This window comes from Chromobacterium sp. IRSSSOUMB001, assembly GCF_023507765.1.
GTDB classification, from domain to species: domain Bacteria; phylum Pseudomonadota; class Gammaproteobacteria; order Burkholderiales; family Chromobacteriaceae; genus Chromobacterium; species Chromobacterium haemolyticum.
Map to the genome: position 1 here is coordinate 146933 of NZ_JALCYU010000007.1, position 20886 is coordinate 167818.

A 20886-nucleotide genomic window follows, 5' to 3' on the forward strand; every position below is an offset into this window, starting at 1 on the left:
GAAGTGAGCTTATCCCGCATCGATTGATTCGTTTTGCTGAGTTGGCTGTTGCAACAGCAGCCATTGCATGCTTTGGCACACATCCACCACGAAATCCCACACCACGCGGTAGCGCAGCGTTCGGCGGATGTCGCTGCGGCCGCTGATCCAGTAAGAGCGGATGATGCGCAGCTCCGGCAGCAGTTGACGCAGCCGCGCGTCGTCGTAGGTCAGATAATACGGTAGCACCGCAATGCCGCCGTCGGCCAGCGCCGCCTGCTGCTGGCCCACCACGCTGGTGCAGCGCAGATTAATCAGCGGGTTGCGGCACAGGCCGCGGTGAAACATCAGTTCGCGCGAGAACAGCAAGTCATCGACGTAGCCGACGATGGGATGCCCGGCCAGGTCCTCGCGCTCGCGGATGGGCTCATGCGCATCCAGGTAGGCCGGCGTCGCGTACAGGCCCAAGCAGTAATCGGTCAGCTTGCGCGTCACCACCATATTGGCCTGCGGCCGCTCCAGCGCGATGGCGATGTCCACCTCGCGGTTGGTGATGCTGACGAAGCGCGGCACCGACACCAGGTCGATCTCCAGCGCCGGATAGAGCGCCATCAGCCGCGGCAAGTGCCGCGACAAGAATAAGGAACCCAAGCCTTCCGGCGCGCCCAAGCGCACCAGGCCGGCCACCTCCACATGCCCCACCCTCGCCTCGTCCTGCATCCGGGACGCGGTGTTTTCCAGTTGCTCCGCCAGCGGCAGCAGCTGCCGGCCGGCCGCGGTCAATAGATAGCCGTCCGGTTGCTGCACAAACAGCGGCTGGCCCAACTGCCGCTCCAACTGTTCGATATGCCGGGCCACCGTCGCATGCGTGGTGCGCAGCTGCCTGGCCGCCGCCAACAGCTTGCCGCTGCGCTGCAAGGCCAGAAAATAACGGATGTCGTTCCAGTCGAACATCGCCCCCTCCCCCGCGTTTATGGTGCGCTTGCACACAATGATGACAAGCTTCAATTGCACCGCTGTTAGAAAACTAACAGCCATTGTTCCGCTCTGGCTATTCCCAGCCCGGCCCGGCTTGATCTTATATGGTGGCGATACAGACGTCATAGGAAAGCGCGGCATGCAGGCATTGGCGGACACATTCGACTACATCATCGTCGGCGCGGGCAGCGCCGGCTGCCTGCTGGCCAACCGCCTGTCGCTCAATCCGCGGCACCGGGTGCTGCTGCTGGAGGCCGGCGGCGAGGATAATTATCCGTGGATACACATCCCGGTGGGCTACCTCTATTGCATCGGCAATCCGCGCACGGACTGGTGCCTGCGCACCGCGCCCGAGCCCGGCCTGGGCGGGCGCAGCCTCAACTACCCGCGTGGCAAAGTGCTGGGCGGCTGCTCCTCGATCAACGGCATGATCTATATGCGCGGCCAGGCCGCGGACTACGACGGCTGGGCAGCGCAGGGCTGCCCCGGCTGGAGCTGGGACGAAGTGCTGCCGGACTTTTTGCGCATGGAGGACCACTTCGACAGCGCCCGCGCCCAGCACGGCCACGGCGGCGAATGGCGGGTGGAACGGCAGCGGCTGTCCTGGGAAATTCTGGACGCCTTCCGCGACGCGGCGGAGCAAAGCGGCATCGCCCCGGTGGACGACTTCAACCGCGGCGACAACGCCGGCTGCGGCTATTTCGAAGTCAACCAGCGCGGCGGCCTGCGCTGGAACACCGCCAAGGCCTTTCTGCGCCCGGCGCGCCAGCGCCCCAACCTCACCGTGCTGACCCACGCCGAGGCGGAAACCCTGCTGCTGGAGGACGGCCGCGCCGCCGGTATGGTATTCCTGCAACACCGGCAGCGCTGGCAGGCGCGCTGCCGCGGCGAAATCATCCTGGCCGCCGGCGCCGTCGGCTCCCCGCTTTTGTTGCAGCGCAGCGGCATTGGTCCGGCCGCGCTGCTGCAAGAGCACGGCGTCGCCGTGCGCCACGCGCTGGCCGGCGTCGGCGCCAATCTGCAAGACCACCTGCAGCTGCGCATGGTGTTCAAAGTCAGCGGCGCGCGCACGCTGAACCAACTGGCCAATAGCTGGGCCGGCAAGCTGGCCATGGGCTGGGAATACCTGTGGCGGCGCAGCGGACCGCTGGCGATGGCCCCCAGCCAGCTGGGCGCCTTCGCCAAGTCCGATGTGGAGCAACCGCGCGCCAACCTGGAATATCACGTACAACCGCTGTCGCTGGAACGCTTCGGCGAACCGCTGCATCCCTTCCCCGCCTTCACCGCCTCGGTATGCGATCTGCGCCCGCTCAGCCGCGGCCGGATCGCCATCGGCGGCGCGGGGCTGGATGCCGCGCCGCTGATCCAGCCCAACTATCTCAGTCACCCGCAGGATCGCGCCGTCGCGGTGGCCGCGCTGCGGCTGACCCGACGCATCGTCGCCGCGCCGGCGCTCACGCGCTACCGGCCGGAGGAATACCTGCCCGGCCTCGCCGCCCAGAGCGACGAGGAACTAGCCGCCGCCGCCGGCCGCATCGGCACCACCATTTTCCATCCGGTAGGCACCTGCAAAATGGGACAGGATACCGACGCGGTGGTCGATGCCAGACTGCGCGTTCACGGACTATCCGGATTAAGAGTGGCGGACGCCTCCATCATGCCCTCCATCACCTCGGGCAACACCAATTCGCCCACGCTGATGATCGCGGAGAAAGCCTCCCGCATGATTTTGCAAGACCGCCCCGCGCCGGACTGAGCGGCGCTGCGCAACATCGCCCCCCCCCAAACAGAGGAAGCCCACTTCCCGACCCACAACTTGTCGCAAAGCCACACCAAGAGGAGACAGCACCATGAGCAGCACCCTGACGCCCGCCGCCACGGCGGGACACACGATCAGCAGCTCCGAGCGCAAAGTGATCTTCGCCTCGTCGCTGGGCACCGTTTTCGAGTGGTACGACTTTTTCCTGTACGGCGCGCTGGCCGCGGTGATCAGTAAACAGTTCTTCGCCGGCGTCAATGAAACCACCGCCTTCATCTTCGCGCTGATGACCTTCGCCGCCGGCTTCCTGGTGCGGCCGTTCGGCGCGCTGCTGTTCGGCCGGCTGGGCGACATGATAGGCCGCAAATACACCTTTCTCGCCACCATCCTGATCATGGGCGTCTCCACCTTCCTGGTGGGCCTGCTGCCCGGCTACGCCAGCATAGGCATCGCCGCGCCCATCCTGCTGGTGGTGCTGCGCATGTTGCAGGGCCTGGCGATAGGCGGCGAATACGGCGGCGCGGCCATCTACGTGGCCGAGCATGCGCCAGACCACAAACGCGGCGCTTACACCAGCTGGATCCAGGTCACCGCCACTGCCGGCCTGCTGCTGTCCCTGCTGGTGATCCTGGCCTGCCGCAAACTCACCGGCCCGGCTTTCGACGACTGGGGCTGGCGCTTGCCCTTCCTGCTGTCGCTGGCGCTGCTGGCCATCTCCACCTGGATACGGCTGTCGATGCACGAGTCGCCGGCCTTCCTGAAAATGAAGGCCGAGGGCAAACACTCCAAGGCGCCGCTGACCGAGTCCTTCACCAACTGGAAGAATCTGCGCATCGTGCTCACCGCCCTGTTCGGCATCAACGGCGGCCAGGCGGTCACTTTCTACTGCGCGCAGTTCTATTCGCTGTTCTTCCTCACCCAAATCCTCAAGGTCGACTCACAGATCGCCACCCAGTTGCTGGTGGCTTCCCTGCTGATCGCCGCCCCGCTATTTCTGTACTTCGGCTACCTGTCCGACCGGATCGGCCGCAAGCCGGTGATGTTGACCGGCCTGCTGCTAGCGGCTCTGCTGACCTTTCCCGCCTTCAAATGGCTGACCGCCTACGCCAGCCCGGACATCGCCCACGCCGCGCGCCAAGCGCCAGTGGTGGTGGTGGCGGACCCGGCCAATTGCCGCTTCCAGTTCGATCCGGTGGGCAAGGCCAAGCTCAGCAGCAGCTGCGACCAGGCCAAGGCCCTGCTGGCCAAGAACGGCGTGCCTTACCAGCGCCAGGCGGCGCCCGCCGGCGGCGAAACCCAGATCAAGGTGGGCGAACAGACGCTGACCGGCTTCGACAAGGCCCAACTGCTGGCCGCGCTGAAGCAGGCCGGCTACCCGGACAAGGCCGACCCGGACAAGATCAACTACCCGATGGTGGTGGCGGTGCTGGTGCTGCTCAGCCTGATCGCCGCCATGGTCTACGGCCCGCTGGCCGCCACCATGGTGGAACTGTTCCCCACCCGCATCCGCTACACCTCGATGTCGCTGCCCTACCACATCGGCAACGGCTGGATAGGCGGCCTGTTCCCCACCGTGGCGTTCTCGCTGGTGGTCTACACCGGCGACATCCTCTACGGCTTGTGGTATCCGGTCATCGTCTACAGCGTCAGCTTCGTGGTCTGCCTGTTGGGCTTGAAGGAGACGCACCGCGCCGACATCCATCAATAAGACCCGCTAACAAAACCCCTGATCCCGCGTTGCGCCTCCTTGTCGTACTACGGGTACTGCCTGCGTCGGCGCGCCTTGGCTCAGGTGCGCTGTGCGGTTTTGTTAGCGGCTCTAATAGCCATCCCGCAGGCCGCGGCGCCGGCGTTTGATTGAGCGCTCACGCTGTCACACCATCCAAACACGGCGAACCTCCCGGTTCGCCGTGTTTCTGGGTAGACTGGGGCTTTCGTCCCACCGCCCGCGCCGCCATGCCGATTCAACGTCTCAGCCAGTCCGAAACCCTGATCCTCAACCGCCACCGCTATCATCTGCGCCGCTGGGGCCCGCGCGACGCGCCGCTCCTGGTGCTGCTGCACGGCTGGATGGACAGCTCCGCCACCTTCCAATTCCTGGTGGACGCGCTGCCGGACGGCTGGCAAGTGGCGGCGCCGGACTGGCGCGGCTTCGGCGACAGCGACTGGAACGACGGCAGCTACTACTTCCCCGACTACCTGGCCGACCTCGACGCGCTGCTGGACGCGCTGTCGCCGCAACAGCCGGTCAAGCTGCTGGGCCACAGCATGGGTTCGATGATCGCCGGCATCTACGCCGGCATCCGCCCCGAGCGCGTAGAAAAACTGGTGCTGGCCGAAGGCTTCGGCCTGGCCGCCACCAAGCCGGCGGAAGCGCCGGGCCGTTACGCGCGCTGGCTGCGCGAAACCCGCGACGCGCCGGAGTTCGGCGATTTGCAGTCACTGGACGCCGTGGCCGCCAAGCTATTGGAGCGCAACCCCAGGCTGATGCCGGAGCGCGCCCAATGGCTGGCGCGCGAGCTGACCCGCCAGCGGGACGACGGCCTCTACTACCGCGCCGACCCGCGCCACAAAATGGTCAACCCGGTGCTATACCGGCTGGAAGAAGCGATGGCCTGCTGGCAGCGCATCAGCGCGCCGGTGCTGTGGGCGCTGGGCGGCGACACCGACGACCACCCGCTGGCCAAGAGCGTGGCCGCCAGCATGCCGCAGCGGCGCGCCTGTTTCGCCAAATTGCAGGAAACCGTGATCGCCGACGCCGGCCACATGCTGCAATGGGAGCAGCCGGAAGCGCTGGCGGCGGCGATCCACGCCTTTTTCAGCCAGCCCCAATAAGAGTCGCTAACAACACCTCGCAGAGAACCTGAGCCAAGGCGCGCCGACGCAGAAAACGAAGTTTCTGCGAAGCTACAGTACCCGTAGTACGACAAGGAGGCGCAACGCGGGATCAGGGGTTTTGTTGGCGGGTCTAAAAAAGCGCGGCCAAGCCGCGCTTTTCATGATTGACCTACCCAATCACACGCCTAGATAACGCCGCTCCAGATGCGCCTTGAAGTGCGCCGGGTTCAGTGTCTCTCCGGTGGCGCGCCGCACCAGTTCGTCCGTGCTCCAACGGCTGCCTTGGCTCCAGATATTGGCGTTCAACCAATCAAAAATAGGCTCCAGATTGCCGGCCGCCACCTTCGCGTCCAGCTCCGGTTCAGCGCGGCGCAGGCTGGCGAAATACTGCGCCGCGTACATCGCACCCAGCGTGTAGCTGGGGAAATAGCCGAAACCGCCGTCGGTCCAATGGATGTCCTGCATGCAGCCGTTGGTGTAATTGCCGCGGGTGTCCACGCCCAGATAGGCCATCATCTTTTCGTCCCACAGCGCCGGGATGTCCTCGGCCTCGATCTCGCCGTCCATCAGCGCGCGCTCGATCTCGAAGCGCAGGATCACATGCGCCGGATAGCACAGCTCGTCCGCGTCCACGCGGATGAAGCCCGGCTGCACCCGGCTGTACAGACACTGCAGATTCTCCAGCGCAAACGCAGGTTGCTCGCCGAAATGGCTGCGGATCAGCGGCGCGATCAACTGCAGGAAGGCCGGGCTGCGGCCCAGCTGCATCTCGAAGGACAGGCTCTGACTTTCATGGATGCCCATGGAGCGCGCGCGGCCCAGCGGCTGCTCCAGCCAGTCCTTGGGCAGGTTCTGCTCGTAACGGGCGTGGCCGGTTTCGTGGACGATGCCCATCAGGCTCTGGACGAAATCATCGTCGCGGTAGCGGGTGGTGATGCGCACATCCTCCGGCACCCCGCCGCAGAAGGGATGGCTGCTGACATCCAGCCGGCCGCCATCAAAATCGAAGCGCAGCAGTTTCATCGCCTCCACGCCCAGCGCGCGCTGCCGCTCCACCGCGAACGGCCCCAACGGCTCGATCACCGTTTCCGACGCCTGCTTGGCGCGCGCGCGGTCGATCAGGCCCGGCAGCCAGGATTTCACCTCGGCGAAAATGCGCTCGATCTCCGCGCTCTTCATCCCCGGCTCGTACTTGTCCATCAGCGCGTCATAGCGGCTGCCGCCGCTGGCCTCGGCCAGCAGACGACCCTCCTCGCGCGACAGCTTGACCACCTCGCGCAGGTTTTCCAGAAAACCCTTCCAGTCGTTGGCCGGGCGCTGGCTACGCCAGGCGTGCTCGCAGCGTGCGCCGGCCAGGGTCTTGGCCTCCACCAGCGCCGCCGGCAGCAGATTGGCCTGCGCCCATTCGCGGCGCATCTCGCGCAGATTGGCCCGTTGCAGCTCGTCCAGGTTTTCCTGCTCCGCCGCGTCCAGCTGCTCCTTCAACTGCGGCGCGGTGATGATGCCGTGGGTTAGCACCCCTAGCTCCGCCAGCGCGGCGGCGCGGGCGTCGTTGCCCTTGCTCGGCATCATCGCCGCCTGGTCCCAGCCGGCGATGGCGCCAAGGTGACCAAAACGGTGCAGGCGAGCGAAAGTGTGGGTCAATGCCTGGTAGGCGGATGTGTGTGCCATCTTGTCTCCTCATCTAGTCGTAAAAGCATGATGCCATCAGACTATTTGATCTGACAACTTTCGCCCCAAAACCCGCCAAAGCCGCGTATTGACAAGCATTTTGATTTTGTACATTATCAACTCTCCATGACAAGCATGAGGTAAATTCATGCCATCCATCGCCGCCCAACTCTTTCTCGCCTACCAGGACCGCGACTGGGAGCGCGCGCGCCGCCTGCTGCGCGACGACGCCGTAATGCTGTGGCATTGCAGCGGCGAGTGCTTCCGCGGCGCGGACGCCATCGTCCACGTCAACCGCGTCTATCCGGAGGGCTGGAGCATCCGTCTGCTGCAAGACAATCTGCTGGCAGACGGCCGCTGGCATGTAGTGGCGCAGGTGGACCACGGCGAGTCGCGCTTCTTCGCCAACTCGCTATTCACGCTGGAGCACGGGCTGATCAGCCAGATCGAGGAATACTGGGCCAGCGCCGAAGCGCCGCCGGCCTGGCGCGTGGGCTTGCCGGGCTGGGCCAGGCTGGAAGCCGCGCAACCGGCCTGATCGGCGGAAGCCATGGCCAAGATCGTCGGCAGGGACGGAAACCAAGGGAGACGCCATGACTGTTGAGAGCTATATCGCCCTGCGGGGCCACACACCGGAGCACACGGACCCCATACGCTTGGCCAAGGGCGCCCCGCTTCGGGTAGGCGAAAGGTACGAGGGCCTGGAAGGCTGGGAGAACTGGTACTTCTGCGAAACGCCGGAGCAAGCCGCCGGGGGCTGGGTGCCCGGCCAACTGATCGAATACATCGACGGCAAAGCGTTTGCCCTTGAAAGCTTCTCCACCCAGGAGCTGGCTATCCAAGCGGGCGAACGGCTGCTCGGTTCGAAAACCCTGAACGGCTGGTTGTGGTGTCGCCGGCTGGATGGCGAGGCATTCGGCTGGGTGCCGCTTAATATCCTGAAAGCGCAGTAAGGATCTATTTACGTTCTTTTTTGCAAATACGCTGGGGGTTAGATACGCAGGAAACCAAGTATCCGACTCGCCCCGGGTCCCTTCAAGCCTGCCGTTGGGTGGCAGGCCCGAGGTCTTAAGCGGCTGCCCTGTTTGAGCGATTTGACGTTAGCAAATTATCACTGAGCGAATCGAAGATTCGCACGTAGAGAGTTCAGCCGCGCCTCGGGCCTGACGGGCCCCAGCGGGAAGCCGTAGGCCAGGCTTGCAGGGTGGCCTTTAGGAGTGGAGAGGATATTTGGCCAAGCAAATATCCTTTCTCTGCCCGCCGGGCAGCCCCGGCAATGAAAATCATCATCCGCGCAGCGGATTCAAACCTAGTACAGATCATGAACAGGCCGCTTGGTAAACGTCTCTATATAGCCGATAACTCCCTGGCTTCAACCGATGGCGCTAGCTTGCCCTCCACGCAGCCATCCTTTAGCTTGGCCTAGGGGCACAAGCTGCCGTACGGCCTAGCCGTGCCGACTAACCTTGGAGGTCGGGTTCCAAACGACAGTCTTGTGTCCCAAATCCTCCCCCACCCCGCCGCCTTGACCCCTCCCACCTCTGCCGCCACAATAGCGCGGTGCCGGCCGAATACCGGCACTGGGTTTGGAACCCCATCTACACGTACGGCGAACTGGCCGCTCTTGCGGCCATTGTTCATGCAGTCTGCACGCCCATAAGGCGGGCGCGGACAGCAAGGACGGCGTTTGCCGTGCCGATTTCGTACGTGGTCGGTGTTCCAACCTTGCAGTCTCGTGCCCGCCAATCCCGATTGGAACCGGGAAGTGGGTTGATCTCACGTAGCAGAATGCAGGAGCAACAATATGTCCCAAACCCTACCCCCTCGCCGTTTCTACCGGCTCAAGCCCCACGCAAACCAGGCGACCCAACTGCCCTTCGTCCGTTATCTGCCGCATCGCGGCCAGCCCCATCACTGGCAGATGCCGCCCGCCGACGACTATGTCGACGCCTGCGCCTATGGCCGCGAATGCGCCGCCCACCTGGCCCAGTTCTTCAAGGACCAGCCGCATAGGCTGAATCAGGGACTGCTCGGCAAGATCGCCCGCGATGTGGATTTCAAGGACCCCGGCCACGCCCGCGGTTATTGGGTGGGCTTTTTCAGCTATGCCGAGCAGTTGATGGCGCTAGGCGCGCTGCGCTGCGACGTGTACGCCCATGTGGACAGCGTGCACGCCTTACAGCAGGCGCAAACGCAGAAGTCGGAACTGGAAGGCAAGGCGCCGTCGTGCAATAGCTAAGATGGTTCGCAGCAAGCGGGAAGGCTCGCCTTCCCGCCTCAAGCCGCCGGCTGGCCGGCGTTGCGCGCCTGGGCTTGCGGGAATTGATGCCAGTAATAGAAATACTCGCGCACCAGCATCAGGAAGGTGTTTTTCAGCTCCGCCTCGCGCAGATGCAGCAGCACCGCGTCCACCATCATGCGGAAACTGTCGCCCTGGATGGGCTGGCCGTCCAATAGATAAAGCAGGGATTTGAGCAGGCGCTCGCGCAGATGGATGTCCGGCTCGGACATGCCGTCCTCGAACAGCTTGCCCAGGTACAGGCCCAGCGACGGCGGAAAGCGGGAAAAACCGTCGCGCTCCATCCGCGTCAGCAAGCTTTCCCAATCCGCTTCCAGCCATACCCGAACATTGCGCACCGAGAAACCGCTGCGCGCGGTGATCTCCACCACTTTCTTGGTATCGCCCAGCCAGAAATAATAGAACTCGCGAGTACAGGTCAGCGCCAGCACCTGCTCGTCCGGCGCACAGGTCTGCAGCAAACGTTCACAAGGGCCGCGGAAGCCTTCCGCGCTGCGCTCGGCGCCGTCCAGCCAGGGCAGCAGCAGTTCCAGAATGCGACGCCGCTCGTCCACGACCTGGGCCGGCGCGCCCTGACGCGCCAGCAATCGCATATAAGCCTCCAGCGCCGCCTTCAAATCGCTCATGCCCTTCCCCAGCCCTCCCGAATGTCGTTCCGGTCTTACCCTTCCCCTCGCCGCTCGCGCTCTTCGGCACTACGGGCGGACTGTTCTTATTTTCGGACAGAAATGTTGCAGACTCCAGACGGGATTCACAGCGGCGCTGGCGTTTTCCCAAGAGCGGCCAAGAAAACCAGCTTCACGGCGGAGACAAGGCGCGCCGACGCGGGCCGTGCTTGAATACGGCCAGTCGGCGCAATGCAGTATCAGGGGGTCGCCGTTCTCAACGCGGCGAGAGGGGGGCCGGCGTCAGGCTCAGGCGCAAATCCGCGCCCACCATGCGCGCGTCGCGGATGCTTAGCCGCTGCTTGTCCGCCAGGTCCTCCAAGGGCGGCCAGGCGAACAGGCCGCGCGCGGCGTCGCCGGCCAGCGACGGCGCCAGGTAGAGCACGATCTCGTCCACCAGCCCGGCGCGCAGCATCGCGCCGTTGAGGCCGGCGCCGGCTTCCACCATCAGCATATTGACACCGCGTTGCGCCAGCGCGGCCAGCAAGGCCGGCAGATCGGCATGGCCATCGGCCTGTCGCGGCAGGGTCAGGATCTCCGCGCCGGCGCGGTAGGGTTGCAGCAGCGCGGCCTGGTGATCGCCAGTGGCCAGCAAGGTGGCGCCGTCCTGGTAAATGCGCTGCTCCGGCGCGGTGCGCAGCGCGCTGTCCAGCACCACCCGCAGCGGCTGGCGCTCGCAAGGGACTTCGCGCACCGTCAGTTGCGGGTCGTCGGCCAGCACGGTGCCGCTGCCGGTGAGCACCGCGCAGTGCTCGGCGCGCAGACGATGCACGTCGCGTCGCGCCTCCGGGCCGGTGATCCACTGGCTGCGGCCGTTGAGCAAGGCGGTCTTGCCGTCCAGCGTGGCGGCGGCCTTGAGCGTGACCCAGGGGCGGCCGCGCTCGACGCGCGACAGGAAGCCGCGATGCACTTGCCGCGCCTCCGCCTCCATCAGCCCGGCGTCGGAGTCGACGCCGGCGGCGCGCAGCATGGCCAGGCCGCGGCCGGCCACTTCGTGGTAGGGGTCCACCATCGCCGCCGCCACCCGGGCCACGCCTTCGTCGATCAGGCGCCGCGCGCACGGCGGGGTGCGGCCGTGGTGGCTGCAGGGTTCCAGCGTGACATAGGCGGTGGCGCCGCGCGGGGACAGGCCGCGCGCCAGGCAGTCCTTGATCGCCTGGATTTCCGCGTGATCGCCGCCCACCTGCAGGGTGGCGCCCTCGCCGATCACCGCGCCGTCGCGCACCAGCACGCAGCCCACACCCGGATTGGGCGCGGCGCGGCGGGTGGCCGCGGCGGCCAGCCGCAACGCGCGCTGCATGTAACGATGGTCATCGGCGGAATAATTCATGGTTCAACACGTCCATTCATGAGCCAGCAGGCTGTACTGCCTGGCGTCGCAATAGCGGCCCTGCAACAACAAATACTCGCGCAGCACGCCTTCGTAACGAAAGCCCAGCCGTTCCGCCACCGCGCAGCTGCGGCGGTTGTCCGCCGCCGCGTCTATCGCCACCCGGTGCAGGCCCAGCGGGCCGAAGGCCTCGGCCAGCAGCAGGCGCAGCGCCGCCTGCATCACGCCCTGCCCCACCTGGCGGCTGTCCAGCCAATAGCCGACAAAGGCGTGGCCGTTCAAGGCGTCGATGGCGTGCAGATCGCAGACGCCGGCCAGTTCGCCTCCGCGCAGCACCAGCCAAGTATAGGCCTTGCCGATCTGACGGCCGACGGCGGCGGATTCCAGGAAGGCGCGGGAGTCGGCCTCGGAACGGGTCAGCGGCTCCCACGGCATCCATGGCCGCAACGCGTCGCGGTTGGCGTTGATCAAGGCGAACAGCGCCGGCGCGTCGGACAGCTCAGGCGCGCTCAGCGAAACATGGGCAGGCAGGGGTTCAGACATGCAGGCACCCGCAATGACGGAAGAATGGAGCAGTCTACTCCAGCCTCCCGCCGGGAGGTCAATGCGAAGACTTCTGGATTTCCTTGATCGCGTCGGAAAACTCGGACACGTCCTGAAAACTGCGGTAGACCGAGGCGAAACGCACATAGGCCACCTTGTCCAGGCGGGCCAGTTCGTTCATCACCATTTCGCCGATCTCGCGGCTGGACACTTCCCGCTCGCCCAGTTGCAGCAACTTGTGACAGATGCGGTCTATCGCTTCGTCCACCAGCGCGGTGGGCACCGGGCGCTTGTGCAGCGCGCGCAGGAAGCTGGTGCGAACTTTCTCGATATCGAATTCCGAACGATGGCCGGCGGTTTTCACCACCTGCGGCATGCGCACGTCGGCGGTTTCAAAGGTCGTGAAACGCTTCTCGCACACCGGGCAGCGCCGCCGCCGCCGGATGCTGCTGCCGTCCTCACTGACGCGGGAGTCGATTACCTGAGTATCGGCATTGCCGCAGAACGCGCATTTCATGACTTAATCCTAAGGGTTCCAATGTATGGATGTTATCAGCAATGCGCGGTCAAGTTAATGCCGCTATCGTCCACCCATGAAAAAGACGCCCCTAGGGGCGTCTTTTTAAGAACCTGTTTACGATCTGCTGCGCGTCGGCGATACCGCGTTGAAAACGGCTTCGAAATGCTCATGTACCACTTGTACATTCCGCTTTCTCAGTCATTTTCGCCTTGTCTCGCCTTAGCTCGCGAGATCGTAAACACGTTCTACGGCCGAGGCAAGCGCGGCTTATTTGGAGTACACCGGGAAACGGTGACACAGCGCGGTGGCTTGCTCCGCTACGCGGGCGATCAGCGCGTCGTCGTTCGGGTTGTCCAGCACGTCCGCCACCAAGTTGGCCACCTGGATGGCTTCGGCTTCCTTGAAGCCGCGGGTGGTGATGGCCGGGGAGCCGATGCGGATGCCGGAGGTCACGAACGGGGTTTCCGGATCGTTCGGAATCGCGTTCTTGTTCACGGTGATGTGAGCGCGGCCCAGCAGCGCGTCGGCGGCCTTGCCGGTCAGGCCCTTGGCGCGCAGATCCACCAGGAACACATGGCTCTCGGTACGGCCGGATACGATGCGCACACCGCGCTCGCCCAGGGTCTTGGCCATGATGGAGGCGTTCTTCAGCACTTGCTCCTGATACACCTTGAACTCGGGCAGCAGAGCTTCCTTGAAGGCCACCGCCTTGGCGGCGATCACGTGCTCCAGCGGGCCGCCTTGCAGGGTCGGGAACACATTGCTGTTGATGCTCTTCTCAAACTCGGCCTTGGCCAGGATGATGCCGCCGCGCGGGCCGCGCAGGGTCTTGTGGGTGGTCGAGGTCACGAAGTCGGCGAACGGCACCGGGTTCGGGTAGACGCCGGCGGCGATCAGCCCTGCGTAGTGCGCCATGTCCACCATGAAGTAAGCGCCGCATTTCTTGGCGATCTGGCCCATGCGCTCGAAGTCGAAGCGCAAGGCGTAAGCGGAAGCGCCGCCGATGATCAGCTTGGGTTTGGTTTCCATCGCTACGCGTTCCATGTCGTCGTAGTCGATTTCTTCCTTGTCGTTCAGGCCGTAAGCAACGATGTTGAACATCTTGCCGGACAGGTTGGCCGGGGAGCCGTGGGTCAGGTGGCCGCCGTGGCCCAGGTTCATGCCCATCACGGTGTCGCCCGGCTTCAGAATGGAGAAGTACACCGCCTGGTTGGCTTGGCTGCCGGAGTGCGGCTGCACGTTGGCGTATTCCGCGCCGAACAGCTGCTTAACGCGGTCGATGGCGAGTTGCTCGACCACGTCCACATGCTCGCAACCGCCGTAGAAGCGCTTGCCCGGGTAGCCTTCGGCGTACTTATTGGTCAGTTGGGAGCCCTGGGCTTCCATCACCGCGGGGCTGGTGTAGTTTTCCGAGGCGATCAACTCGATGTGATCTTCCTGGCGTTGACACTCGGCCGCAATGGCGGCGGCGAGTTCGGGGTCGAATTTGGCAATCGTCTGGTCAGCAGCGAACATCTTTGACTCATCCATCAAAGGGTTAACGATGCGGGCATTCTACACGAAATGCCGAGGCGAAAACCTTAACGTGAAGCAATTGCCGCGAAGGGAAAAACGGGCCTCTCCAGATGCGCGCAACCAGTTCAAAATCTTGCGAGCCAGTGCGCAGCCGGCTTTGAACCGCTTGTCCGGGCAGGGTGTAATCAAAATCGTAGAAGTGCTCGCCGGCGGTGATGGTGATGCGCAGGCGGCCGCTGATTCCGCTCAGTTCTCCGGTGCCGGAATCCGGCGTCACCATGATGGCTTGCTCGGCGGCTCCGCGCGTCATAGTGGCGCTGTGTTGCAGCACGAAGCCGCCCTTGCGGCCGTGCAGGTTGCCTTGCACCCGCTCCATGGCGACATAGCCGGCCGAACCCGGCTCCGCGCTGCGGAAGCTCAGCATCTCGCCCTGGCTGACGGCGTCCAGATCGCCGTGAAAGCGCTTGTCAGCCACAGGCGGCCAAGACCGCTGGCGGCGGCGGTCTCGCTCAAGGGATCCGGGGCGAGCTTGACGTCGAAACGACCGCTGGCGGTGGCTTTCATCATCTGTCCTCAAGGCGGGCGCCTCGAGCGCGGCAGTCGCTTGTCATGATAGCGCAGCCGGCCCGGAATGCGCGCCCTCTCACTCGCGGCTATCCACCAGGATCAGCTCGGCGTCCTCGCCGGCGACGATGCGCAATAGCGCCTCGTCCTTAATCGCCGCGCCGTCACGGGCCTGTAGCGCCACGCCGTTGACCTCCGCCCGGCCGCGGGCCAGCACCAGATAGCCGCGGCGCTCTGCGCCCAGCCGGTAGTCGATGCTTTCGCCGGCCTTGAGCGTCGCCCCCAGCACCCGGGCGTGGGCGCGGATGGGCAAGGCCTGCTCGTCGCCGTCCATGCCGCTGGCCAGCGCGACGAAGACGCCGGAGCGGCCCGCCTTGGGAAAAGGCTTGCTGCCCCAGGACGGCTCGCCGCCGCGCCGCTCCGGCAGGATCCATATCTGAAAAATGCGGGTGTCGACGGCTTCCAGATTGTATTCGGAATGGACGATGCCGCTGCCGGCGCTCATCACTTGCACGTCGCCGGCCTCGGTGCGGCCCTGATTGCCCAGATTGTCACGGTGGCTGATCGCGCCTTCACGAACATAAGTGATGATTTCCATATCCGCATGCGGATGTGGAGGAAAGCCGGTGCCCGGCGCGATGGTGTCGTCGTTCCACACCCGCAGCGCGCCCCAGTGCATGCGCGCCGGGTCATGGTATTCGGCGAAGGAAAAATGGTGTTTGGCGTCCAACCAGCCATGGTGGGCTCCGCCCAGGCTGGCGAAAGAGCGATGTTCTATCATGCGGTCCTCCCGTATTGTGGCGAGGCGCCGCCTGCACGGCGACGCGTCTGATGCAGCCACTATACGTAACGGTCCCAAGGCTGTTAACTAGGCGAATCGAATAGCATTCTTTCCATTTTTGAAATCTTGAATGCGTAACAATGTTATTCAAGCATTAAAATTGGAATCAATCTAACCCGCCGTCCACCCTAATATGAAACGACTCCCCGACCTGGAAGCCTGGGCGATTTTCGCCAAGGTGGCGGAATGCGGCTCCTTCGCCCGCGCCGCCGCGGAACTGACGCTGTCCCAGGCCACGGTGTCCAAAGCCATCACGCGCCTGGAAGCCCGAATGAAGACCATGCTGTTCCACCGCACCTCGCGCCGCATCGCGCTGACCGAGGCCGGCCACGCCTCGCTGGAACGGGCCAGCCGCATCCTAGCGGAGGGCGAGGCGGTGGAAGCGGACATCGCCGAGCAATCCACCAGCCTGCGCGGAGCGGTGCGGGTGACCGCACCGATGTCCTTCGGCCTGTCCCACCTGGCGCCGCTGCTGCCGGAGTTCATGGCCCGCCACCCGGACGTGGAGCTGGATTTCCACTTCAGCGACGAGCAAGTGGATCTGGTGGCCAAGCGGCTGGACCTGGCCCTGCGCATCGCCTCGCTGGCCGACTCCAGCCTGCTGGCGCGCCGACTGTGCGCAGTGCGCATCCTTCTGGTGGGCTCCCCGGCGTATTTCGCGCGCTATGGCCGGCCCCGCCATCCCCGCGAGTTGGCCGAGCACCGCGCGCTGTTGTACAGCAACGCGCCCGGCGGCCAGTTCTGGCGCTTCCGCCACGCGGATGAAGGCGAGTTCGCGCTGGAAATGCCCTCGCCGCTGCGGGTCAACAACGCCGAGGCATTGACGCCGGCGCTGCGCGCCGGCCTGGGCCTGGCGCTTCAGCCGGAATTCCTGGCCTGGCAGGATGTGCAGGCCGGCGAACTGGAAACCGTGATGATGGATTGGCAGGTGGACCCGATTGCGCTTTACATCCTGACGCCGCCGGGCCGCAACCGGCCGGCGCGAGTGCAGGCCTTGATCGACTATCTGGCGGCGCGGCTGGCCAGCGCGCCGTGGGCGCGCCGTCAGCAGGAAACGGAAGGCTGAATCTTTGATGGCAAAGCGTCATAGCAGGCTGACAAGCCCGAATGGACAGTCCAGCGCTTCAACGACAAAAGCCCGGCAGGCTAACGCCTGCCGGGCAAGTCCCAAAGGGACTTAAACGTATGCGAAGCTAAGCATCACGGCCTTATTTGCCCTTGCACGCGCCATGCATATTGGACGCGCCACGCTCACGCCATGCGCCCCACAGACCATCCGAACCCGGTGCAATGCCCCGAATCTCCCAGCCGTTCATCCATTCCTTGCCCTTGTAAGTCACTTTGGTGCAAGGAGTCTTGTAAACCATGGCCGCATCCCAGTTGTCCCCTGTCGGCGGCTTGCCGCCGTCTTCTTTGGGCTTAATGCTCATCGTGTGGCTAACGCGGTGCTCCTTGCCGTTCTCCTTATCCTTTACCGTCAAGGTGACTTGGTAAGCCGTCTCTTTCTTCACATCCGGCGCGGTGAACGCGACAGCGCTGGCGCTGGTATTGCCCATATTCAGCGCAGGGGACGCTGTCCACTGATAGCTGAGCGCGCCGTTGTGCCCGGTCGAGCCGCCGCCATCCAGCCGAATGCTCTTCCCGGCGGTATAGCTGGGTTGGCCACCGCTGATCCTTGCCACCGGGGCATTGCCGTTGATGTCTTTCTTAACGGTGACAGCATGGCTGGTTTCATGCTTTTTATTCAGAGAGTCGGTGACTGCCAGTTTGAAGCTATACACCTGCCCCGCCTGAGCCCCCGCCGGCACAATGACCTGGACTTTCTGGGCGTGGTTGCCAGGCAGAAACTTCAAACCGTGGCTATTGCTCCACAGGTATTTCAGTTCGCTGCCAACGGAGTTTTCCGCGGACAAGGCCAGGGTTTCCCCCGCCTTTACCGTCGCGTCGCCGCTGATACGGGCCTGGGGCGGCGTATAGCCATCATCACCCTTCACCTGCAAGGCATGGACAGCCGTGGCGCTACGGCCCTTGCTGTCGGTGACGGTCAGTTTTACCTGGTGCCATCCCAAGGCAACACTCGTGCCCGCATGCACGATGACTTTATCCTGATTGGGTAGCAGCAATAATTGACTATCGTTGCTCCATTGGTACTTCAGCTTGTCCCCAGTGGAAGCCTCCGCGCTTAAGATGGCGCCCCCCTCTTCTTTCATAATTTCGGCCGGACCAGAAATCTCCGCCTGAGGCGGTACCGTGGGTTCACCATTGTCATTACCATTTCCCGGAATGGTATTATTGACTTTGATCAGATAGTTGTTGGCCAGCACGCCATTGGTCGCCTTGGCCTTAAAACCTAGCCAAGACTTGTGTGGTCCTTGCGACGACACATCCAGGTTGTCGCCGGCAACATAAGTGACGCTCAGCGTTTTACTACCCGCAATGGCTTGTTGCAGATTGTAGTGCTGCCCATTCACGCTCTGGCTGACCCGGTAAACAATCTCATAGGTTTTTCCACTCTGAATGTCTTGCGATGCGGCGGCAATCTTGGTGTAGGTCTTTTCATGCCCCAGCCAGCGACCGGACAAGGCTTCAAAAGACAGCATGTCGCTGAAACGCTGCCCCAAGACTGGAAGCTGTTCCTTGCTGACACTGACTTGGGCCAAGTTCAACTTACCCATGCCTACCACTGCCTGGTTTTGCTGCGGGGTGACATAGGGTTGAATGGCCTGCCACAAGGTTTCTGCGGTAACCGCTCTATTGACCTCATTACCCGCAGCATAATGTAAGCCAACCGCCTTGCCGTTATTCTGTGACACCACGGGGGAGCCGGATGAACCGGGCATGGTGTCACAATTATGTCCGATAGTCGAACCAACTTCTGTCACTTTGCAGTTAGCTTTGGCTTTGGTATAAGCAATCGTTTGATAATATCGTCGCCCCTCCGGCAATTCAAGACGGCCATGCTGAGGAATATAAAGCGGGCTATTCTGCGTCGGATTCCTGACATCCAGTTCCAAACCACCAAACAGGGTTTTTACCTTAGCATGCTGATAATCGAAAGCATCAAGGGTAAATAAAGTATAGTCATTTCTACCACTCCCACCTGTTACCAGCAGCTTGTCCGGCTTGATTTTAAGCACATGGGCGGGTTCGCTGGTTTTACAACCGGAGGTGATGTATTGAAAACGAGCCTCTCCCCCCTACTCAAGTTCTCCTGATTATTCACAACATGGTGGTTGGTCACCATGAAATTGTCATTCCCCAAGGACCAACTAGTTCCCGTCGAACCACCCGCCGCCATATGGACGGTGGCCAAGCTGGCATGATTCCATTCTGGCTTCTTTGCCGTGACACACGGGGTCAGCTCGCGCTCATCCTTGCCCCCAATAATGGCATAGCTCGATATGTTGCGATTTGAATTTTCCGGCGGGCTCTCCCAGTGCTCTAGAACCACCGCATCGTCGGGACCAGGCGCCGTCCCAGCGGGGTAGATGATACGGATGCGGGCATATTCGCCGCTAATGGATACGGAGGCGAATAGCTCGCCATCTCTTAGCTCGCCAAAATCTTTCTGTCCATACAAATACACTTCTTTTTGACCCGGATCGGACACTTCGATATAAGCCTGCGGCGGCAGCTTGATCTTGGAGAAGTAGGGAGTGACCGATTCCATACCCGGCGCGCCGACCTTTGTTTCAGCGGCATAAACGCCTGATTGAGCGCTTCTGCCTGCTTGCAGTAGTTGTCGCTGAACCACATGCTTGTTCATTTTTAATGCAACATCTGACAAGATCTTCTGGTCGGCTTGCGAATTGTTCCCATGATCTTGGGCGAATGCAGCAGCGGACAGCAGTACTCCCGCCATGATATTTAATTTAAATATTAACTGAGACATGTTTTATCCATGATAAAAATCACTGGTCTAAATGTATTTTCTGAGCGCGCCCACCCGAATCGCCCTGCCTATGGCAAAGCTAGATCATGGTAAAGCGCGGTCACTCAGCAATCGACAATCTTGAAAAATGTATGAATAAGCGCATCGCCAAGGTGGCAAATGCGAGGCAAGCCTGGCTGGCTGCAGTCTGGATGGCGGGGAGTGAGGGTCACGGGCTATGGCAGGCTGAACAAAATAAAACCCCGCCGCGGCGGGGTCTTCGGCGCGGCCGATAACGATGGTTTACAAATCGCCGGCGGTAAAGAACAAGGGCACGCCGTCCTTGCTATCCGGGTGCAGTTCCGGCAACACATGCACTTCGCGCACATGGCATTCCGCCATCAGTTCGCGGAAGCTTTCTTCGATCAGTTGCACATTGTCCAACGCCGCCAGCGGCCAGACAAAGGCTTCCCAATTACGCTCGTCGCCTTCCGCGGACAGGGTGATGTGCAGCTCGCCGTTGTCGTGAGCGGACAGGATGGCCACCGGCTCCTTGTTCAGTTCACGCAAGCGGCGGATCTGACTGCTGGCGAATACCTGCATCGCCACCTCGAAACGGGCGTAGTTGCCGGCCACCATCGCCTGCATCGCCGGCATCGGCGGACGAGCGATGGGGAACAGCGTCACGCCGTCGGCCTTCAATTGCTCGCCCAGGAACTTCATCAACGGCATGCCCCAGCCGCCCACCGCGCCGCCCAGGCGCAACGGCGGTTCCGCGCCTTCCGGCTGAATCGCCACGCCCAACAGGTAGCGCAGGAACACGCCCTCTTCCTTCACCGTGATCGGCGCCGGCTGTTGCGGCAGCTGCGCGCGGGCATGGTCCGGATCGCGGCTCAGCTTATAAAGTTGGGCGGAATCCAAGCCCACCACGCTGTCCGGGTGCAAGAGCGCACCGCCCAAGGCAACGTCGGCGTCGCCGGCGAACACGCCGTGATCGCGCAGCAACTGGTTCAGGCCGGCCGCGTCGGCGATCTCGCCGGGCAGCGTGGTCTGGTTCTTGCAGCCGGCCACCAATACTATAGGCATGGCGAAGATGATGGCGCGGCCGCCGCCGGCGTTTTCCACCGCGTCGCGCAGCGCGTCCCACACCAATTGATAGCATTGCTGCGACGGCACCATGGCCAGCGCCACGGAAATGGACAGCAGCTCGCCGCGCGCCAGCATTTCGGCCATGGCGTCGCGCACCGCGGAGAACCACATTTCCCGATCAGACTCGGTCTTGGCGTTCAGCGCCGACTGTGCATTGTGAATCAGCATATTGGTCAGCGCCACTTGCGGGTGGTACTGGCGCGGATCGGGAAGGGTATGGCGTACGGCGTCCATGAAAGGGAATCCTGCTGCAATCGGAAAACCGCTATTTTGGCACAGCTGCGGCGGCCATGGTGCGCCGCGACAGCGGCGGCCCCGGCCGAGATGTACCAGATGCGCGACAGAAAATTATAATTTCACACAT

19 protein-coding genes are annotated in these 20886 nt (G+C 63.2%); 7 read left to right on the forward strand and 12 right to left on the reverse strand.

The annotated features are described in order from the left end of the window. Positions 1-9: 9 nt before the first annotated feature. The gene (locus tag MOV80_RS11520) at positions 10-933 is read right to left on the reverse strand and encodes a LysR family transcriptional regulator (protein ID WP_019100072.1); all 924 of its coding nucleotides are present in this window, start codon (positions 931-933) and stop codon (positions 10-12) included. A 163-nt stretch (positions 934-1096) separates the two neighbouring features. Between MOV80_RS11520 and MOV80_RS11525 the strand changes: the two genes are divergently transcribed. The 3 genes from MOV80_RS11525 to MOV80_RS11535 all read left to right on the forward strand — a co-directional run bounded on the left by MOV80_RS11525 (position 1097) and on the right by MOV80_RS11535 (position 5551). Continuing rightward, positions 1097-2713 (forward strand): GMC family oxidoreductase N-terminal domain-containing protein, encoded by a 1617-nt coding sequence (locus MOV80_RS11525; protein WP_019100071.1) that lies wholly within the window; start codon positions 1097-1099, stop codon positions 2711-2713. Positions 2714-2807: 94 nt separating this feature from the next. Next, positions 2808-4424, forward strand: coding sequence for an MFS transporter (locus tag MOV80_RS11530; protein WP_019100070.1), 1617 nt, complete (start codon positions 2808-2810; stop codon positions 4422-4424). 248 nt (positions 4425-4672) lie between these two features. Next, positions 4673-5551, forward strand: a complete 879-nt coding sequence (locus MOV80_RS11535; protein WP_043590963.1) for an alpha/beta hydrolase — start codon at positions 4673-4675, stop codon at positions 5549-5551. Between the two features lie 180 nt (positions 5552-5731). On the opposite strand, the gene MOV80_RS11540 is transcribed toward MOV80_RS11535, so the two are convergent. Next, positions 5732-7225 (reverse strand): carboxypeptidase M32, encoded by a 1494-nt coding sequence (locus MOV80_RS11540; protein ID WP_043590959.1) that lies wholly within the window; start codon positions 7223-7225, stop codon positions 5732-5734. A 148-nt stretch (positions 7226-7373) separates the two neighbouring features. Between MOV80_RS11540 and MOV80_RS11545 the strand changes: the two genes are divergently transcribed. The 3 genes from MOV80_RS11545 to MOV80_RS11555 all read left to right on the forward strand — a co-directional run bounded on the left by MOV80_RS11545 (position 7374) and on the right by MOV80_RS11555 (position 9464). Continuing rightward, the gene (locus tag MOV80_RS11545; RefSeq protein WP_052052003.1) at positions 7374-7763 is read left to right on the forward strand and encodes a hypothetical protein; all 390 of its coding nucleotides are present in this window, start codon (positions 7374-7376) and stop codon (positions 7761-7763) included. Positions 7764-7818: 55 nt separating this feature from the next. Further along, positions 7819-8178: an SH3 domain-containing protein gene (locus tag MOV80_RS11550; protein WP_043590957.1), complete on the forward strand. Its 360-nt coding sequence runs from the start codon at positions 7819-7821 to the stop codon at positions 8176-8178. 851 nt (positions 8179-9029) lie between these two features. After that, complete coding sequence (locus MOV80_RS11555; protein WP_249605114.1) at positions 9030-9464, forward strand: hypothetical protein; 435 nt, start codon at positions 9030-9032, stop codon at positions 9462-9464. Positions 9465-9502: 38 nt separating this feature from the next. Here MOV80_RS11555 and MOV80_RS11560 read toward each other — a convergent pair whose 3' ends face one another. From MOV80_RS11560 to MOV80_RS11590, 7 genes are all read right to left on the reverse strand, one after another. Further along, positions 9503-10150, reverse strand: a complete 648-nt coding sequence (locus tag MOV80_RS11560; protein WP_107732782.1) for a hypothetical protein — start codon at positions 10148-10150, stop codon at positions 9503-9505. Between the two features lie 256 nt (positions 10151-10406). Next, positions 10407-11519: a bifunctional diaminohydroxyphosphoribosylaminopyrimidine deaminase/5-amino-6-(5-phosphoribosylamino)uracil reductase RibD gene (ribD, locus tag MOV80_RS11565; RefSeq protein WP_249605115.1), complete on the reverse strand. Its 1113-nt coding sequence runs from the start codon at positions 11517-11519 to the stop codon at positions 10407-10409. A 3-nt stretch (positions 11520-11522) separates the two neighbouring features. Further along, complete coding sequence (locus tag MOV80_RS11570) at positions 11523-12062, reverse strand: GNAT family protein (RefSeq protein ID WP_019100636.1); 540 nt, start codon at positions 12060-12062, stop codon at positions 11523-11525. Positions 12063-12120: 58 nt separating this feature from the next. Beyond that, positions 12121-12579, reverse strand: coding sequence for a transcriptional regulator NrdR (gene nrdR, locus MOV80_RS11575; RefSeq protein WP_019100637.1), 459 nt, complete (start codon positions 12577-12579; stop codon positions 12121-12123). Positions 12580-12849: 270 nt separating this feature from the next. Further along, on the reverse strand, positions 12850-14097 hold the full coding sequence (gene glyA / locus MOV80_RS11580) for a serine hydroxymethyltransferase (RefSeq protein WP_019100638.1): 1248 nt from the start codon (positions 14095-14097) through the stop codon (positions 12850-12852). Between the two features lie 22 nt (positions 14098-14119). After that, the gene (locus MOV80_RS11585) at positions 14120-14572 is read right to left on the reverse strand and encodes a DUF3224 domain-containing protein (protein WP_198001592.1); all 453 of its coding nucleotides are present in this window, start codon (positions 14570-14572) and stop codon (positions 14120-14122) included. Between the two features lie 168 nt (positions 14573-14740). After that, entirely contained in the window at positions 14741-15442 is a 702-nt protein-coding gene (locus tag MOV80_RS11590; protein ID WP_118268237.1) for a pirin family protein, read from the reverse strand. Between the two features lie 193 nt (positions 15443-15635). Here MOV80_RS11590 and MOV80_RS11595 point away from each other — a divergent pair, with 193 nt between their 5' ends. Beyond that, the gene (locus tag MOV80_RS11595; RefSeq protein WP_019100641.1) at positions 15636-16568 is read left to right on the forward strand and encodes a LysR substrate-binding domain-containing protein; all 933 of its coding nucleotides are present in this window, start codon (positions 15636-15638) and stop codon (positions 16566-16568) included. Between the two features lie 142 nt (positions 16569-16710). Here MOV80_RS11595 and MOV80_RS11600 read toward each other — a convergent pair whose 3' ends face one another. The 3 genes from MOV80_RS11600 to MOV80_RS11610 form a co-directional block, all read right to left on the reverse strand. Then, positions 16711-18639, reverse strand: a complete 1929-nt coding sequence (locus MOV80_RS11600; RefSeq protein ID WP_181248054.1) for a trypsin-like peptidase domain-containing protein — start codon at positions 18637-18639, stop codon at positions 16711-16713. Further along, entirely contained in the window at positions 18606-19394 is a 789-nt protein-coding gene (locus MOV80_RS11605; RefSeq protein WP_249605116.1) for a hypothetical protein, read from the reverse strand. Before MOV80_RS11605 ends, MOV80_RS11600 begins: the two co-directional genes overlap by 34 nt. A gap of 282 nt (positions 19395-19676) precedes the next feature. Then, positions 19677-20756, reverse strand: coding sequence for a hypothetical protein (locus MOV80_RS11610; RefSeq protein ID WP_107732787.1), 1080 nt, complete (start codon positions 20754-20756; stop codon positions 19677-19679). Positions 20757-20886: the final 130 nt, after the last annotated feature.